The organism is Komagataeibacter xylinus (assembly GCF_004302915.1).
Taxonomy (GTDB): domain Bacteria; phylum Pseudomonadota; class Alphaproteobacteria; order Acetobacterales; family Acetobacteraceae; genus Komagataeibacter; species Komagataeibacter xylinus_C.
Map to the genome: position 1 here is coordinate 49,237 of NZ_QQBI01000012.1, position 16,305 is coordinate 65,541.

A 16,305-nucleotide genomic window follows, 5' to 3' on the forward strand; every position below is an offset into this window, starting at 1 on the left:
GGACGGACTTCAGGGCCTGCCGGGATCAGTCCTGAATTTTCTGGTGGCTGGCTATGGTATTATCAACCCTTATGGATTTGTCAGTGCCTCTTTATGGCACCTTGCCGGGGTGGTCTGAAAAATGTGTGCCTCATCGCTGCCTGTCGCAGCAGGCGCGATGATCATGGCGTTCCGTCGCCACCGGCTGCGGGTTCTGAACGACTGCCAGCACGCCGTACGGCATGGGGCCGGGCTGCGGGGCTGGTTCCATTGATGAAACTCTTCATGCCGCCCAGCATGCCAGATGCATTGGGGCTGCTGCCCTGCCACATCCCCCAGCCTATGTTGTCTGTCATCGCGTGTCTGTCGCGCACAAATGTCGTGAATATCCCTGCAACGGCATGGCGTGCACAGACGGGCGGCCAGCCGATGCCGTTTTCTCCCTCAAAACCGTGCTAGAGCAACTCCACTGAACTCTGGCTCAGTGGAATTGCTCCAACTGATTGCTTATCGAGCCTCTTCACCTGTTCGAATGTGTCCATTCAAACAGGACCTGCTCTAGGGCGTGTCGTCGGGCTGGCAGATTTCCAGTGAAATGCCGGCAGTCTTCAGTTTCTCATGTATGGCGGGCCTGATCCGGGCATCCGTCAGCACATGATCGAAAGTATCCAGGCCCGCCAGTCGGTAAAGGCCACCCTTGTGGAATTTTGAACTGTCCACCAGCAGAACCGTCTGGTCACAGATTTCCATGAGGACGCGCTTGATCTTGATGATGTCCGGGTTGTTCTGGAAAGCCGTGCCATCGTGGATGACGGATGTGGACAGGAACATTGTATTGGCATGCAGGTCCTGCGCCGCCTGCTCGCATATCAGACCGAAAAAGGCGTTGCGGGGCCGGTTGTAATCGCCCCCCAGGCAGATCAGGCGCAGGTCAGGGTAGGGGGCCAGTGCCTGGATCACGCCCATGGCGTTTGTAATGATGGTCAGCGGTGCGAGCGCGGGCAGCAGGGGCAGCATCCCGGCCACGGTGGTTGAATCATCCAGCACCAGAACCTGTTCCGGCCGGATCAGCGATATGGCGCGGGCAATGATGGCCTGCTTGCCTTCTCTCGCAAGGGTCGTGCGGTAGCTTACGGTCTTCTTGGTGGCGGTGCGGTTGCGCAGGGCGATGCCACCATGCAGCTTTTCCACCAGTCCCTGTTCTGCCAGCGCGTTGGCATCACGGTGGATGGTCATGCGGCTGACGCCAAAATGCGCGGCCAGCGCATCAATGGTGGCGTTACCCGTTTCAAGCAGCAGGTCAAGGATCCTTTGCTGGCGCGCCGTGTTGTCGCCCCGTCGGGCAGATCGGGTGGAAGTCGGGGAACGTAACAGGCCCGTGTTATCGGTCATACTGGAAATCGATCTTCATCCGCAGGGTCAACAGGAAGACGCGTAGCGTAGGGGATACCTGTTACGGTGTCACATTCAATATGGCTATCGCAATGGCTTTCCAGCTTTTTTGCAGGCAATCCGATCGGGTTCCCGGCATATGGGATCACATTAATATGTGTTATATATAACACTATATTTGTTATGAATAACACGGTGAATCCGTCATCATGCTGCTGGATACAAGGAGGTCGAGGATGCGCCGGAACTTCATCATCGGAATAGACTGCGGCTCAACCACCACCAAGGCGGTCATTTTTTCCCCCACGGGTGCAATCGTGGGCACGGGGCGCAGTCGCGTAGCCCAGCACATGGACCGTCCGCACCATGTCGAACGCGACATGGGCGAGGTATGGCAGGGCGTGGCCGCCACCATCCGCATGGCGCTCGATGATGCGGGGCTGGACGGCCAGGCCATTGCCGCAGTGGGTGTCACGGCGCATGGCGACGGGCTGTTCCTGCTGGACCGCACGGGCAACCCGCTGGGGCGCGGGATCATGTCGCTCGACAGCCGTGCGACGGACCTGCACGATACCTGGCAGCAACGCGGGGTGCTGGACCAGCTCGTGCCGCTGGCGGGGCAGCGGCCCTATGCCTATTCCGCCAATACCCTGCTGGCATGGATACGGGCGCATGAGCCGGAACGCTATCATGCGATCGGGTCCATCCTGTTTGCCAAGGACTGGATCCGGCTTTGCCTGACGGGGGAGATCGCAACAGACATAACCGAGGCCAGCACGGCCTTTACCGATCTGCATACGCAGCAGTACAGCACCGCCATTCTGGATATCCTCGGGCTGGAGGCCATGCGTGGCTGCCTGCCGCCCATGCTGGATTCCTGCGCGCGGGCCGGAACGGTCACGGCCAGCGCCGCTGCGGCAACGGGCCTGCTTGCGGGCACGCCGGTTTCAGCCGGGTTGCATGATGTAACAGCCGCCGCCGTGGGGATGGGCCATGCACGGCCGGGCGATATGTCGCTTACCGCTGGCACGTTTTCCATCAACGAGGTCTTTCGTGACAGACCCGTCACCGGGGAGGGCTGGGCCTGCCGTGCCGGTTACCGTCGGGGTTTGTGGAACTGCATGGCCATCTCGCCTGCGTCATCCAGCAACCTCGAATGGATGGCGCGCCTGCTTTTGCCCGGAAACACGGATGCCACGACGATATTGATGCAGGCGGTGGAAGACCGCCTGACCGCCGCCCGTCACGCGCGCACGGTTCCGCTTTTCCATCCCTTCCTGTTCGGCTCCCCTTATGCTGCGCCTGCCAGTGCGTCATTTTTCGGCGTGCAGTCATGGCATGACCGGACCGATCTGTTGCAGGCGATGGTGGAAGGCATGGTGTTCAACCACCGCATGCATGTCAGCGCCCTGTGCCAGACGGGTAGCGTTACGCGCGTGGGCATATCGGGTGGCGGCAGCGGCCAGCCCGCCATCGCGCAACTCTTTGCCGATGTGCTGGACATGCCGGTCGATGTCTCCTCCGTGCGGGAGGCGGGCGCGCTGGGCGCAGCCCTGACCGGGGCGGTGGCGGTTGGCATGCAGCCGGATCTGGAACACGCCGTGGCGGGGCTGGATGTGGCGCTACGGACCTATGACCCGCAACCGGCGCAGGTGGCGGCGTATGACGCCATCTATCACCGTTACGTGGCGCTGGCGCAGGCCATGCGCCCGTTCTGGCGCGCACTTTATGACACATCACCCCCGGCACCCTCACAACCGGAGCCGATATCGGGCACCCATCTCGCCATGCATCTGCAGGCCCATCATGCGACAGCGATGGGAGGGATTCCGTCATGAATGCCGCCCTGCCTCCCGTGGAAACGTATGATGTCATCATCATTGGCGCCGGGATCAATGGCGCGGGGCTGATGCGTGAACTGGCCGTGCAGGCCGTGCGGGTGCTGCTGGTGGAGCGGGGGGATATCTGCAGTGGCACCTCCAGCGCGCCGTCGCGCCTGATCCATGGCGGGATCAAATACCTTGAAACGGGGGAGTTCCGCCTTGTCGCGCAATCCACGCTGGAACGTAACCTGCTGCTGCGCAATGCACCGCATGTTGTCCATCCCTTGCCTACCACCGTGCCTGTCCGCTCATGGCTGGGCGGCATCGTGGCGTCCGTGCGGCGTTTTTTGCGCCTGGGCGGAAAAATGACGGACCGGGGTGCCCTTGTGCTGGAACTGGGCCTGCAGATCTATGACTTCCTGGGCCGCCATGCCCGCGTCATGCCCCGGCACCGCCTGTTTTCAGGCAGGCAGACCCGGGCGCGCTGGCCGCATATGAGCAGTGCCGTCATGGCCTGCGCGCAGTATTATGACGCGGCGATCAGCCAGCCCGAACGGCTGGGCTATGAATGCGTGCACGACGCATTACGTGCGCAGGAAGGCTGCCGTGTCGCGACCTATACCCATGTTGAAGCTTTTCAAGATGGCATCGTAACGCTGCATGACCGGCCACGCGGGCAGTCATGGCGGGCGCGTGCGCCGGTCGTGGTCAATGCAGGCGGTGCGTGGATCGACCAGATCAATGCGGCCCTCGGCGTGCCCACCCGTTATATCGGCGGCACCAAGGGGTCGCACCTGCTGCTGCGCCATGATGGGCTTTTGCGCGAACTGGACGGGAACATGGTGTATTTCGGCACGCCGGACGGGCGTATCTGCCTGGCCTATCCATTTCTGGGCCATGTGCTGGTGGGCTCGACCGATATTCCTGTCACCAGCCCCGATGAGGCCATCTGCACCGATGCGGAACAGGCCTACATGCTGGATATGCTGGGCGCACTGTTTCCCGGTTTCCGGTTTGCCGCGTCCGATGTGATCTACCGCTACAGTGGCGTGCGCCCCCTGCCAGCGAGCAACGCGTCCGACCCCGGCGCGATCAGCCGTGACCATATCGTGCATGAGGACCGGCTGGGCCCGGTTGCGCTGTTTTCGCTGGTAGGGGGAAAATGGACAACATTCCGTGGCCTGGCGGAAGAGGTGGCCGACACCATCCTGCCCCGTCTGGGCCGGGTGCGGCAGGTTTCCACCCGGTCGCTGCCAATCGGGGGCGGGCGCGGTTATCCCCGCCGCGCGAACCTTGACGCCCATATCGACCGTTTTGCCGCAGCCAGTGCCATTCCGCGTGAACGGGCTCGCATGCTGTTTGGCCGTTACGGCACGCTGGCAATGGACATTGCGCAGTTTTGCGCTCTTGCGCCCGATGCGCCGCTGCGCAGCCTGCCATCCTATACGAGCCGGGAAATCATGTTCATCGCCCGCCATGAACAGGTGCGGCATGTGGCAGATATTCTCTATCGCCGCACCACCATTGCCCTGTCCGGCGCGTTGACGCCCGACGTCACGCGCGAAGTGGCAGGCATCGCGGGTGAAACCCTTGGGTGGGATGCCGACACGATCCGGCATCAGGCCCGTGAAGCCTGGCAGGAAGCCGAAACGCGACACCATCTCGCCGCCCGCATGCCTGCCGCAAACCCCATGCAGCCCGAACCGATCGGAGCCTGAACAATGAACCGTTATGAAACCAAGATTGCCCGCATGGTCGCAGGTACCGACACGCGCGCCGACTTTATCCTGGCCGATGCCAAGGATGCCGATATGGCGGCAGGCATCAGCGCCATGGGGCGTAACCGCACCATGGGCGGCCTGTCGGCCTATCGCTGCCGGGAGGACTACCTGGATGATATCCGGGCGATGCTGGAACTGGATGTTGTCGATATCATGCTGGTCTCGGCCTCCACCCTGGAAACGCTGGTGCATGAAGGGGCTTTTAACGACAGCCGCGTGCAGCCTGCCATCCGTGCCAATGATACAACCGACCTGTGGCGCGGGCGCGGCAGCCCTTACACCACCCAGCGTTCCGTGCCCTTTCGCAGCGCATCGCTGGCCGGTGCGCAGACCCGCCTTGGCCTGTATTCCATGACCTTCAATGGCAATGCGGAACATGATGCCCATGCGCTGGAATGTTTCCGCAGCTTTCGCGAGGATGCGCAGGCGCATGGTTTTTCCTATTTCCTTGAAGTCTTCAACCCGAACGAAGGGCGGATTGCGCAACCGGACTGGGGTTTCTTCCTTAATGACATGATCATCCGCGCCCTTGCGGGCCTGCTTCAGGCGGAGCGGCCCCAGTTCCTGAAAATTCCCTTCAATGGTACTGCAGCCCTGACCGAACTCTGCGCCTTTGATCCCCGCATGGTAGTGGGAATCATGGGCGGTGGAAGTGGCACGACGCGTGACTGCCTTGAACTGCTGCATCAGGCCCAGGCCTGCGGGGCGCGCGCGGCCCTGTTCGGGCGCAAGATTGTCGATGCCGATGACCCGCTGCTGCTGGTGCAGGCCATGCGGCACGTGACGGATGGCGACTTGCTGCCAGAAGAAGCAACCTGTTTCTATCACGATGCCCTGGCCCGCAGGGGGCGGCGCGCCGGACGCCCGCTGGGCGCTGACCGCTGCATTACCGAAAACATGCTGCTGGAGGCCCCGGCAGGCATGGGCTGAGCGCCCCTGCACCTTAATACTTTATGTTCCTGAATTTTATTTTGGAACGGCAGGGTATTATTTCATTTATTTCTGAAGATCATGAGAATGTGAACATTCTCATGTCAGGTGTGGCGCAACGATAACGCCAATTATGATATATATATCATGTAAAATGTTATGTATGTGCATCCTGCCAGATATGGAGACCCGTGATGCATTCCAGACCGTTATGGATTGGTACCAGCTGGAAAATGAACAAGGGGCCAGCTGCCGCCATCGAGGCCGCGCGCGCACTGGCAGCCTTTCACCCGCCCGCAGGGGTGCAGCCTTTTGTCATCCCGCCCTTTACATCGCTCAGGGATGTCTGCGCCATACTGGAGAGCACATCCGTCATGGTGGGCGCACAGAACACCCATTGGGAGGATGAAGGCGCATGGACGGGAGAAATCTCGCCCGCCATGCTGGCCGAATGTGGGGCCGCACTGGTTGAAATCGGCCATTCCGAACGCCGTGCCCATTTTGGTGAAACGGACTGGACCGTCAACCTCAAGGTCCATGCCGTGCTGCGCCACGGCATGCGCCCGCTGGTGTGCATTGGCGATACGGCACAGGAACACGCCTTTGGCGTGACGCATGATGTGCTGGCCCGGCAGTTGCGCATTGCGTTGCACGGTGTTCCGCTCGCCCTGATGGGGCAGGTGCTGGTGGCGTATGAGCCGGTCTGGGCCATCGGGGCGGGAGGGCAGGCAGCGGATGCCACGTTTGTGGCCAGTGCCCATGCACGGCTGCGCGCAGTGCTGGTGGAGATGGCGGGGGAGGAAGCCGGGTTTGAGATCCCCCTGCTATATGGCGGCAGCGTGACACGGAACAACGCGTGCAGTTATGCACGGCTTGCCAATGTAGATGGCGTCTTTATTGGCCGGGCTGCGTGGAGTGTTGCTGATTTCAGGCAGATTATCGGGAGTGTAGCCCATGAACATGTTGCATCTGGCTGAAACCGGCACCGTCGCCACCCGCAGGCGCGCCATGGTCGATTACGTCATGGGGCGTGGCAATGTGGAGATTGACGAACTGGTCACGCGTTTTGAAACCAGCCGCATGACCATTCATCGTGACCTGCAGGCGCTCTCGGCACAGGGGTTGCTGCGCCGGGTGCATGGGGGTGTCACCACCCTGCCCAACGGCATTGCCGAGAGCAGCATGCTGTATCGCAGGCGGCGCGCCATGCGTGAAAAGAAAGCCATGGCAGCGCTGGCGGCTGGCATGATCGTGCCCGGTGATGTCATCGCGCTGGATGATTCAACCACCGCATGCTGCATGGTGGATCACCTGGCCACGATGGGCGGGCTGACGGTGGTCACCAACAGCCTTGGCATAGCCTCCACCCTGGCGACCATGCCCGCCATCAGCCTTATGGCGCTTGGGGGGCGGTATCATCCCACTTTTGACGCATTTTTCGGGCTGATGTGTGAACAGGCGATCGGGGCATTGCGGGTGGGCACGCTGTTCATGTCCGTATCCGCCGTGCATGGCGTGAACGCCTATCACCAGGAACAGGATATCGTAAAGGCCAAGCACGCGCTCATGCGCAGCGCGGACCGGCGTGTGCTGATGGCCGACAGCACGAAGTTTGGCAGCAACGCGCTGAACCGCCTGGCGGACCTGTCCGAATTCGATGTGGTCATAACCGATGACGGCCTTGATCGTGCAATGCGTGATCGCCTGCTGGATCATGGCGTTACACTGCGTGTGGCGCAGCTATGCGCCAGTGACGCAGTAAAACCTAAATAAAAAACATGCTCCATTAATACGGTAGGAGAAAAACAATGCGTATAGCCATTGGAGGCGATAGCGCCGGTAACGGCATGGCGGGAATGCTTGCGCAGTACCTCAGGGAGCGCGGCGAGCATGAGGTGCTGGACATGTCAGCACCCCCCGGGGGTGGCAGCGAACTGTATGCCAGCCTGAGCGAGCGGGTGGGGCAGGCCATCATGTCAGGGCAGTTCGACCGGGGCATCCTGTGCTGCGGCACCGGGATCGGGGTATGCATTTCGGCCAACAAGATACCCGGCATCCGCGCGGCGCTGACCCATGACACCTATTCCGCCGAGCGGGCGGCCCTGTCCAATAACGCCCACATCATTACCATGGGCGCGCGCGTTATCGGGCCGGAGGTGGCCAAGAGCATCGTGAATGCATGGCTTGCCTGCTCCTTTGATCCAAAGGGCCCCTCGGCACGCAATGTGGCGGGCATTGATGCGCTGGGTGAGAAATATGCCCACGCGGAGCCTGCCGTTACCACCTGCTGAATGCTGGCTGCAGGTGCAGCCGGATGAGCGGTAAAGCGAAAGAACAATAAAAATGAAAACAGCTTTTCTTCTGGCCACGGCGCTGGTGCTTGCGCCAATGGCGGTACGGGCGGCAGATGATCACGCGCCGCTGCGTTTCGTGCTGATCCCCAAGACGGTCCATCCGTGGTTTGACAAGGTGAATACCGGCGCCCAGGCGGCGGCCGACCTGCTGGGAAAGACGACGGGCCGCAAGGTGGAAATCGAATACCGCGCGCCTGAAACGGCCGATGTTTCCTCACAGAACGATATCATCGAACGCGCGATCGCAACCCACCCCGACGGGCTGATCCTCGACCTGCTCGATGAAAAGGGCAACCACGCCACCATGCTCGAGGCCGTGGATGAAAAGGTGCCCATGACGGTATTTGACTCCCTCCCGCCCGAAGGGATGGACGTCACCGCGGTGGGGGCCGATTTCTGCGAACAGGGCACGATCGCGGCCCAACGCCTTGCCGGGCTGATCGGGGAAAAGGGCGAGGTCGCGATCATGATCGGCGTGCCGACCGCCCCCAACCATACCCGGCGCGCGGAATGTGAACGCGCGGCTTTTGCCAGGTATCCGCAGATCAGGGTGGTCGCAACCGGTATTGATAACGACAGTATCGAAACCGCGCAGAAACAGGCTTCCGCCATCATGCAGGCCCATCCCGATCTTGCCGGGTGGGTGGCGTGCGATGCGGCAGGCCCGGTGGGCATTGGCCAGGCCATCCGCGAAAGCGGGCGCACGGGCAAGGTAAAGGAAGTGGGCCTGGACAACCTCAACGACATGATCCAGCTCATCCGTGACGGGGTGGCCGATTCATCGGCCTCCAGCCGGCCCGAAATGCAGGGCTACTGGGCGGTCATCGCTGCATGGCAGCGCGCGCTGGGCCAGAAGACGCCCAAATACATAGATACCGGCATAGATGTCCTGACCAAGAAGAACATCTGACCTTTCCGGATATTGATGGAGTAACGACCATGACGGTTCTCCACGTTTCATCCCTGCGCAAGACCTATCCCGGCGTTGTAGCGCTGGACCATATCGACCTGACGCTGGAAGCGGGAAAGGTCCATATCCTGGCAGGGGAAAATGGCGCGGGAAAATCTACGCTGATTAAGGTGCTCACTGGCCTCGTCACTCCGGATGCGGGGCGCGTGGACATTGAAGGCCAGGACGCGCTGGCCGATCACGCCCTGTTTGCCCGCGTGGCGTACGTGCCGCAGGAGCTCAGCCTGTTTCCCACCATGACGGTTGCGGAAAACATGTTCATGCCCTTCGCCAAATCCGGTTTCGGGCGCATGACCGTGTCACGCACGGCAATGGAAGCGGCGGCGCAGAAGCTCATGACCCGCTTTGGCATGCATGCCCGACCGGGGCAGAAGGTGGGGCATATCAGCGTGCCCGACCAGCAGCTTCTCCAGATCGCGCGCGCGGCCAGCGCCGGGGATTTCCGGGTGCTGATCCTTGATGAACCCACATCCTCGCTTACCTCGAGCGAGACGGAACACCTGTTTTCCATCCTGCGCACGCTGCGCGACGAGGGCTGCGCGATCGTGTTCGTGTCACACCGGATGGAGGAGATTTTCGCGCTGGGAGACACGGTCACCGTGCTGCGCAACGGGCGCAGCGTGGGTACCTATCCAATGGCGGAACTTGATGAAGGCAAGCTGATCCGCCTCATGTCCGGCAACAGCGTGCAGCTTGATGAACGCTTCCAGCCCGGTGTTGCATCGGCAACGGAGGATGTCATCATCGATGTGGCGCACCTGTCCGGTCCCGGTTTTACGGATGCATCCTTCACCCTGCGCCGGGGCGAGATACTCGGCTTTGCCGGGCTGGTAGGCGCGGGGCGGTCCGAACTCATGCAGACCATGTTTGGCTACCACCGCGCAACGGCAGGCAGGTGCGTGCTGGACGGGCGCGAGATCCCGCGCGGCAGGCCGGACCGGGCCGTGGCGATGGGCATGCTCTACCTGCCTGAGGAGAGGCGGCACCACGGCATTTTCCCGCTGCTGAGCGTGCGCGAAAACATTGCCGTATCTGTCATGGACCAGATCATGGGCGGTGGCGTCATTTCATCAGGCCGGGAACGGCGCGTGGTGGCCGATGCCATCGAGCGCTTCGATGTGCGCACGTCATCGGCGGAAAAGAAGATCATGTACCTGTCGGGCGGCAACCAGCAGAAAGCGATCATCGGCCGCGCTATGGCGCGTAGGCCGCGCGTGCTGATCTTTGATGAACCGACCAAGGGCATCGATATCGGCACGAAGTTCCAGATCTACCGCATCATGCAGCAACTGGCGGAGGAGGGGGTGGGGATCATTCTCGTCTCGTCTGAAATGGCGGAACTGCAACGCTGCGCCACCCGCATCATCACCATGCATGCCGGGCGGGTCACCGGCTCGTTCGACCAGGCCACGACCGACATCAATACACTTGTGGGCGCGATTATCGGCGCGCCGGAGGTTCGTCATGTCGCTTGAAACCACATTCCCCACCACGCCGCCCACCCCGCCACGGCTGCCGCCCCTGCGCAGGCTGGCCGCACGCTGCATGCGCAACCCGCTTGGGGGCGTCATTGCGGCCCTTGTGCTGATCTTTGGCGTGTCCTGTCTGCTGTCGCCGCATTTCCTGACCGGCTTCAACATGATGATCATGGCCCGGGCGCTGGCCTTTATCGGGCTGGTCACGATCGGGCAGTCAATCCTGATGATCCTTGGCGAGCTTGATCTGTCGGTCGGCGCGATTGGCGGGCTGGCAGGCATTACGGGCGGCATGCTGATGGTACAGGCGGGGCTGAATCCGTGGCTGTCGCTGGTGCTGTGCCTGCTGCTGGGCACGGCGTGCGGCATGCTCAATGGCGTGCTGATCACGCAGCTGCGGCTGCATTCGCTGGTGCTGACCATCGGCATGGCCGGCGTGTATGGCGGCGCGATCCTGGTGGCGACCAAGGGGGTGGCGATCACCGGCGTGCCCGTTGACATCTCCTTCCTGGGCCGGGGGCTGGTCTATGGCGTGCCGGTGCCCTTCCTCGTGCTGCTGGCCTGCCTCGGCGTGGTGGCGTTTGTCATGGTGCGCACGCCGCTCGGGCGCTACGTCTATGCCATTGGCAGCAACCCCGAGGCCGCCCGCATGCTGGGCCTGCGGGTGGATGCCATCCGCATCGCCGCCTTCGCTACGGCAGGCTTCCTGTCAGCCCTTGCCGGCATCCTGATGGTGGCACGCCTGGGCACGGCGCAGCCCTCCATTGGCGATACATGGGTGCTGGCCCCCATCGCCGCTGCCGTCATTGGCGGCGTTGCGACTACGGGGGGGCTGGGCAGCCCGGTGGGGGCGGTGCTGGGCGCCGTCATCATCGGCATGATCGAGAACATCATCGTGCTGTTTGGCATCTCGCCTTACTGGCAGTCGGTGGTCAGCGGCGGGATTGTCGTTCTGGCCATCTCCTTTGATTCCCTGGCGCGTCGCTACCTGCACCGTGAGGCATGACCACGCCCTACTGCGACGTTTTCCTGTTAGCTGAGGATATATGCAAATGACCAGAATTTGCGGCAATGCTTCCGAATTTGCCCACTCCGCGCTGCATGGCTACAGCCTTGTCCACCGCGACCTCGTGCGCATGGTGCGCGGTGGGGTCGTGCGGGCAAAACCGGGCCGGGCGGGCAAGGTGGCGGTGGTTGTGGGGGGTGGCTCGGGCCACTACCCCGCCTTTAACGGCTATGTCGGCACGGGCTTTGCCGATGCGGCGGTGGCGGGCGACATCTTCGCCTCGCCTTCCACCCAGGCCATCTATTCCGTGGCGCGCCGGGCCGAGCGCGGCGGGGGCGTGATCCTGGGTTTTGGCAATTATGCGGGCGACGTGCTGAACTTCGGCATTGCAGCCGAGCGCCTGCGTCGCGAAGGGATCGATACCCGCCTGCTGGCCACCACCGATGACGTGGCCAGCGCCGATGTGGGCGACATGGCCCGCAGGCGCGGCATTGCGGGTGACATGACGGTATTCCGCATTGTCGGCGCAGCAGCGGAAGCCGGACTGGACCTTGATGCGGTCGAGGCAGTGGGCCTGCGCGCCAACCGCCAGACCCGCACCTTTGGCGTGGCGTTTGAAGGCTGCACCCTGCCCGGTGAGGCGGACCTGCTGTTCCATGTGCCCAAAAACCGCATGGCGCTTGGCCTTGGCGTGCATGGTGAGCCGGGCATAGATGAACAGGACATTCCACCACCCGCGCAACTGGCGCACGTGCTGCTTGACCGCATTCTGAAGGAACTGCCCGCTGACGCGCCCCGCCGGGTTGCGATCGTGCTCAACGGGCTGGGCAGCACCAAGCACGAGGAACTGTTTGTGCTGTGGGAGGCGCTGGCCCCCCTGCTGGCGCAGGCGGGCCTGACCGTGATCGCGCCACTGGTGGGGGAATATGTGACCAGCCTTGACATGGCAGGCTGTTCCCTGACCATGACATGGCTGGATGAGGAACTGGAGCGCTACTGGCGCGCGCCGGTTGAAACCGCCGTCCTGCGCCATGCGGGCATTACGGGTGAGCCTGACGCCACTGACAGCGTGATGGAACACGAGCCCCCTGTTGTTTATGCGCAGGCCGGAACCCAGGCTGGCCAGCGTGGCGGCCTGTGCGTGGCGCAAACCATGGCGCGACTGGCACAGGCGCTGGCCGCGGCGGAGGGTGAACTGGGCCGCATTGATGCCGTGGCCGGAGATGGCGACCATGGGCAGGGCATGGCGCGCGGCTCGGCGGCAGCCGCTCAGGCGGCCCGTCAAGCAGCCCACGCCCACGCAGGGGCCGCGACCGTGCTGGCGGCGGCAGCCGATGCATGGGCTGATCGCGCAGGCGGCACGTCAGGCGCGTTGTGGGGTGAAGGGCTGCGGGCCTTCAGCACTGCACTGGATGATGTGTCGGTACCCGATGCGCCGCAACTGGTTCATGGCGTCCGGTACGCGATGGAACGCATCATGCAACTGGGCCGGGCGCGGGTTGGCGACAAGACGCTCATGGATGCGCTGGTGCCCTTTGTCGAAACGCTGGAACGTGCGTGCGACCAGGGGCGCGCCCTGCGCGATGCATGGCAGGCGGCAGCGGATGCGGCGCAAAAGGCGGCGGACGCCACGCGTGACCTGCTGCCGCGCATGGGCCGTGCCCGCACCCACGGCACGCGCAGCCTCGGGCACCCCGATGCCGGGGCTCTGTCGCTGGCGCTATGCCTGCGCGTGGCGGGGGAAGGCCTGCCTGCGGTCGTCGACCCCATGTCCGTATCGACGTTCCCCATGCAGCCTGTAAGCGGGGAAAACCCGGTGCTCGATGCGTTCCGTTCCTGACCCTGTCCCACCCCGGTGCATGAATGCACCGGGGTGGGAAGCGTGAAAACCCATCTGGCGACAGCCCGGCGCATTCAGGCAACTTTCCATCACCGGAAGACAACGCGCTTCTGGTTAAGGGACTGTTTAAAAACAACTCATTGATGAAAAATGATAGAAGTTTCTGGGCGCTGCCTTTTTTTCAAAAGGCGGCGTTCTTCAAAGCTTTCTGAAAAAAGCTTCACCAAAAACTTCCTTATGATTGCTGGATGTTTTCTGAGCTAACTTTTCAAACTGTCTCTAACGCTTCCAAACAGAAAAAAACGCCAGCCGGAGCGTGTCCCGCCCTGGAAATCCTGCCCGGATCCGAAGGGGCAGGATTGTATGGGCAGCCTACTCCCCGATGATAACGCTTTCCGCCTCGACCTTGTTTTGCAGGGCCTTCTGTGCACGCAGCTGTGCGGGCAGGAAGGGAAAGACCAGGTATTCATAGGCCGTGGCCCCGACCAGCCCCCCGATCAGCGGCCCGGCAATGGGCACCCACCAGTAATGGCCGGCTGCGGGCAGGGCGGCCTCATGCCAGCCGGCCATATAGGCGAACAGCCGCGGGCCAAGGTCACGGGCCGGGTTGATGGCCCATGCTTCCAGATACCCCATGGACGCGCCAATGGCCGCGACCAGAAAGCCTATGATCAGCGCACCGAAATTGGCACCCGGCGCCATTTCATTATACTGTTCGGTAATGGCGAAAATGCCGAATACCAGTATGGCGGTCAGGATGATTTCATCGCTGAAGGCATGCCATATGGTTATGCCCGCCCCCGGCGCGGTAAAGAACACGCCCGCCCCGCCACCGCCCGCGCGCGCAAGCTGGTGGATGTCATTGAAGTGGTTGATGACGGGGTAATACAGCGCGTAAACCAGCCCAGCCCCCAAAAAGCCCCCCACGACCTGTGCAGCCCAGTAGGGCACCACCTTTTTCCATGGAAAGGCGCGGTAGGTTGCCAGGGCAAGCGTGACTGCCGGGTTGGCGTGCGTGCCCGATACGGATCCGGTGGCATAGATGGCAATGGTCACCCCCAGCCCCCATACAATGCACACCCCCCAATAGGCCTGCAGGTAAGGACTTGGATCATAGAGGAGATACATCGCCGCCACGGAATCGCCAAAGGCGATGATGATGAATACGGCAAGCGCTTCAGAAATCAGCTCGCCCAGGAATTCCCTGTTCATTGGCCTGTTTCCTTGTCTGTGCTCAGGGGGCAGGTCATTCCGCCCAGTCAAAGGATTTCTCTACTGCCTTCTTCCACCAGCCCAGGTAGCGGCTGCGCTGTTCCGGCGGCATGGTGGGCTGCCAGGTGTGGTCCACTTCCCAGTTGGCGCGCAGGTCATCGATGTTTTTCCAGTAACCCACGGCCAGGCCGGCGGCGTAGGCCGCACCGAGTGCGGTGGTTTCCACCACCTTCGGCCGCACGACCGGCACGTTCAGGATATCGGCCTGGAACTGCATCAGCAGTTCGTTCGCCACCATGCCGCCATCCGTTTTCAGGCTGCGCAGTATGATGCCGCTGTCTTCCTCCATGGCGGCGACCACATCGCGCACCTGAAAGGCCGTGGCCTCCAGCGTTGCGCGGGCAAAATGCGCGCGGGTGACATAGCGGGTCAGCCCCACAATGACCCCACGGGCATTTTCCTTCCAGTACGGCGCATACAGGCCTGAAAAGGCGGGAACGATATAGACCCCGCCATTATCCGCCACGCTGCGGGCCAGCGGCTCGATCTGTGTTGCCAGGTCGAACAGCTTCAGGTTGTCGCGCAGCCACTGCACCAGCGCGCCCGTAATGGCAATGGAGCCCTCCAGCGCGTAGCGCGGTTCTTCCGTGCCAAACTGGTAGGCGAGCGTTGTCAGCAGTCCTGCCCTGGACTGCACCGGCTCGGTGCCGGTATTCATCAGCAGGAACGAGCCGGTGCCATAGGTATTCTTGGCCTCCCCCGGTGCAAAACAGGTCTGCCCCACCAGGGCAGCCTGCTGGTCGCCCAGAATGCCGGCAAGTTTCGTGCCCTGCAGGCTGGGAATGACGATCGTGCCGTAAACCTGCGAGGAGGGAACGATGCGGGGCAGGCAGGCGGCGGGAATGGAAAAGGCTGCAAGCATGCCCTCATCCCACGCGCAGGTTTTCAGGTTCATGAGCTGGGTGCGTGACGCATTGGTCACGTCGGTAATGTGAATGCCCCCCTTCACCCCGCCCGTCAGGTTCCATGAAAGCCAGCTGTCTATCGTGCCGAACAGGGCCTGACCGCTTTCGGCTTTCTCGCGCGCGCCTTCCACGTTATCGAGCAGCCAGCGCAGTTTCAGCCCGGCAAAATAGCTTGCCAGAGGCAGGCCCGTAATGGTGCGGAAACGGTCCTGCCCCCCGTCACGGCCATAATCGCTGACCAGCTGGTCCACGCGCGTGTCCTGCCAGACGATGGCGTTATGCAGTGGCTGGCCTGTTGTCCTGTCCCACAGCACGGCGGTCTCGCGCTGGTTGGTGATCCCGACCGATGCCAGGCCGGCCGCGCCCAGATTGGCGCGGGCCATGGCCGCGCCAATCATTTCATTCGTGTTTTCAAGAATTTCCATGGGGTCATGTTCGACCCAGCCGGGTTTGGGATAGATCTGGCGGTGCTCCTTCTGCGCGACGGAAACCACGGTTCCCTTCCGGTCGAATATCATGAACCGGGAACTGGTCGTGCCCTGGTCTATCGCGCCAACGTATTCCGTCATGCTGCATTC

The 16,305-nt window shown here is 62.4% G+C and carries 15 protein-coding genes; 11 read left to right on the top strand and 4 right to left on the bottom strand.

Annotated features, from left to right (window positions below; all coding sequences use genetic code 11):
• Positions 1–161: 161 nt before the first annotated feature.
• Positions 162–335 carry a hypothetical protein gene (locus DV027_RS17515; protein ID WP_165399152.1) on the bottom strand — a complete coding sequence of 58 codons (174 nt, stop codon included), beginning with the start codon at positions 333–335 and terminating at the stop codon, positions 162–164.
• A gap of 202 nt (positions 336–537) precedes the next feature.
• Complete coding sequence (locus tag DV027_RS09190) at positions 538–1,371, bottom strand: DeoR/GlpR family DNA-binding transcription regulator (RefSeq protein WP_130731514.1); 834 nt, start codon at positions 1,369–1,371, stop codon at positions 538–540.
• Positions 1,372–1,607: 236 nt separating this feature from the next.
• Between DV027_RS09190 and DV027_RS09195 the strand changes: the two genes are divergently transcribed.
• The 11 genes from DV027_RS09195 (at position 1,608) to DV027_RS17520 (ending at position 13,762) form a co-directional block, all read left to right on the top strand.
• Positions 1,608–3,209: an FGGY-family carbohydrate kinase gene (locus DV027_RS09195; protein WP_130731515.1), complete on the top strand. Its 1,602-nt coding sequence runs from the start codon at positions 1,608–1,610 to the stop codon at positions 3,207–3,209.
• Complete coding sequence (locus DV027_RS09200; protein WP_130731516.1) at positions 3,206–4,912, top strand: glycerol-3-phosphate dehydrogenase/oxidase; 1,707 nt, start codon at positions 3,206–3,208, stop codon at positions 4,910–4,912. Before DV027_RS09195 ends, DV027_RS09200 begins: the two co-directional genes overlap by 4 nt.
• A 3-nt stretch (positions 4,913–4,915) precedes the next feature.
• The gene (locus DV027_RS09205; protein WP_130731517.1) at positions 4,916–5,905 is read left to right on the top strand and encodes a beta/alpha barrel domain-containing protein; all 990 of its coding nucleotides are present in this window, start codon (positions 4,916–4,918) and stop codon (positions 5,903–5,905) included.
• 194 nt (positions 5,906–6,099) lie between these two features.
• Entirely contained in the window at positions 6,100–6,882 is a 783-nt protein-coding gene (locus DV027_RS09210) for a triose-phosphate isomerase (RefSeq protein WP_130731538.1), read from the top strand.
• Positions 6,860–7,678: a DeoR/GlpR family DNA-binding transcription regulator gene (locus DV027_RS09215; RefSeq protein ID WP_130731518.1), complete on the top strand. Its 819-nt coding sequence runs from the start codon at positions 6,860–6,862 to the stop codon at positions 7,676–7,678. Before DV027_RS09210 ends, DV027_RS09215 begins: the two co-directional genes overlap by 23 nt.
• 35 nt (positions 7,679–7,713) lie before the next feature.
• On the top strand, positions 7,714–8,196 hold the full coding sequence (gene derI, locus DV027_RS09220; RefSeq protein ID WP_130731519.1) for a D-erythrulose-4-phosphate isomerase: 483 nt from the start codon (positions 7,714–7,716) through the stop codon (positions 8,194–8,196).
• Positions 8,197–8,248: 52 nt separating this feature from the next.
• A complete protein-coding gene (locus DV027_RS09225) occupies positions 8,249–9,169 on the top strand; it encodes a substrate-binding domain-containing protein (protein ID WP_130731520.1) in 921 nt (306 codons plus the stop codon).
• A gap of 29 nt (positions 9,170–9,198) precedes the next feature.
• On the top strand, positions 9,199–10,704 hold the full coding sequence (locus tag DV027_RS09230) for a sugar ABC transporter ATP-binding protein (RefSeq protein ID WP_130731521.1): 1,506 nt from the start codon (positions 9,199–9,201) through the stop codon (positions 10,702–10,704).
• Positions 10,694–11,710 (top strand): ABC transporter permease, encoded by a 1,017-nt coding sequence (locus DV027_RS09235; RefSeq protein WP_130731522.1) that lies wholly within the window; start codon positions 10,694–10,696, stop codon positions 11,708–11,710. The genes DV027_RS09230 and DV027_RS09235 overlap by 11 nt, the downstream gene beginning before the upstream one ends.
• Positions 11,711–11,756: 46 nt before the next feature.
• The gene (locus DV027_RS09240) at positions 11,757–13,550 is read left to right on the top strand and encodes a dihydroxyacetone kinase family protein (protein WP_130731523.1); all 1,794 of its coding nucleotides are present in this window, start codon (positions 11,757–11,759) and stop codon (positions 13,548–13,550) included.
• A 23-nt stretch (positions 13,551–13,573) separates the two neighbouring features.
• Positions 13,574–13,762, top strand: coding sequence for a hypothetical protein (locus DV027_RS17520; protein WP_165399153.1), 189 nt, complete (start codon positions 13,574–13,576; stop codon positions 13,760–13,762).
• A 160-nt stretch (positions 13,763–13,922) separates the two neighbouring features.
• Here DV027_RS17520 and DV027_RS09250 read toward each other — a convergent pair whose 3' ends face one another.
• Together DV027_RS09250 and glpK are read right to left on the bottom strand one after the other, a co-directional pair.
• On the bottom strand, positions 13,923–14,762 hold the full coding sequence (locus DV027_RS09250) for an MIP/aquaporin family protein (RefSeq protein ID WP_130731524.1): 840 nt from the start codon (positions 14,760–14,762) through the stop codon (positions 13,923–13,925).
• A 34-nt stretch (positions 14,763–14,796) separates the two neighbouring features.
• Positions 14,797–16,296, bottom strand: a complete 1,500-nt coding sequence (glpK, locus tag DV027_RS09255; RefSeq protein WP_130731525.1) for a glycerol kinase GlpK — start codon at positions 16,294–16,296, stop codon at positions 14,797–14,799.
• Positions 16,297–16,305: the final 9 nt, after the last annotated feature.

Excerpts from the sequence above, each read along its gene's own strand:
- DV027_RS17515 (WP_165399152.1), bottom strand. The coding sequence starts at position 335 with ATGACAGACAACATAGGCTGGGGGATGTGGCAGGGCAGCAGCCCCAAT.
- DV027_RS09190 (WP_130731514.1), bottom strand. The coding sequence starts at position 1,371 with ATGACCGATAACACGGGCCTGTTACGTTCCCCGACTTCCACCCGATCT.
- DV027_RS09195 (WP_130731515.1), top strand. The coding sequence starts at position 1,608 with ATGCGCCGGAACTTCATCATCGGAATAGACTGCGGCTCAACCACCACC.
- DV027_RS09200 (WP_130731516.1), top strand. The coding sequence starts at position 3,206 with ATGAATGCCGCCCTGCCTCCCGTGGAAACGTATGATGTCATCATCATT.
- DV027_RS09205 (WP_130731517.1), top strand. The coding sequence starts at position 4,916 with ATGAACCGTTATGAAACCAAGATTGCCCGCATGGTCGCAGGTACCGAC.
- DV027_RS09210 (WP_130731538.1), top strand. The coding sequence starts at position 6,100 with ATGCATTCCAGACCGTTATGGATTGGTACCAGCTGGAAAATGAACAAG.
- DV027_RS09215 (WP_130731518.1), top strand. The coding sequence starts at position 6,860 with ATGAACATGTTGCATCTGGCTGAAACCGGCACCGTCGCCACCCGCAGG.
- derI (WP_130731519.1), top strand. The coding sequence starts at position 7,714 with ATGCGTATAGCCATTGGAGGCGATAGCGCCGGTAACGGCATGGCGGGA.
- DV027_RS09225 (WP_130731520.1), top strand. The coding sequence starts at position 8,249 with ATGAAAACAGCTTTTCTTCTGGCCACGGCGCTGGTGCTTGCGCCAATG.
- DV027_RS09230 (WP_130731521.1), top strand. The coding sequence starts at position 9,199 with ATGACGGTTCTCCACGTTTCATCCCTGCGCAAGACCTATCCCGGCGTT.
- DV027_RS09235 (WP_130731522.1), top strand. The coding sequence starts at position 10,694 with ATGTCGCTTGAAACCACATTCCCCACCACGCCGCCCACCCCGCCACGG.
- DV027_RS09240 (WP_130731523.1), top strand. The coding sequence starts at position 11,757 with ATGACCAGAATTTGCGGCAATGCTTCCGAATTTGCCCACTCCGCGCTG.
- DV027_RS17520 (WP_165399153.1), top strand. The coding sequence starts at position 13,574 with ATGCACCGGGGTGGGAAGCGTGAAAACCCATCTGGCGACAGCCCGGCG.
- DV027_RS09250 (WP_130731524.1), bottom strand. The coding sequence starts at position 14,762 with ATGAACAGGGAATTCCTGGGCGAGCTGATTTCTGAAGCGCTTGCCGTA.
- glpK (WP_130731525.1), bottom strand. The coding sequence starts at position 16,296 with ATGACGGAATACGTTGGCGCGATAGACCAGGGCACGACCAGTTCCCGG.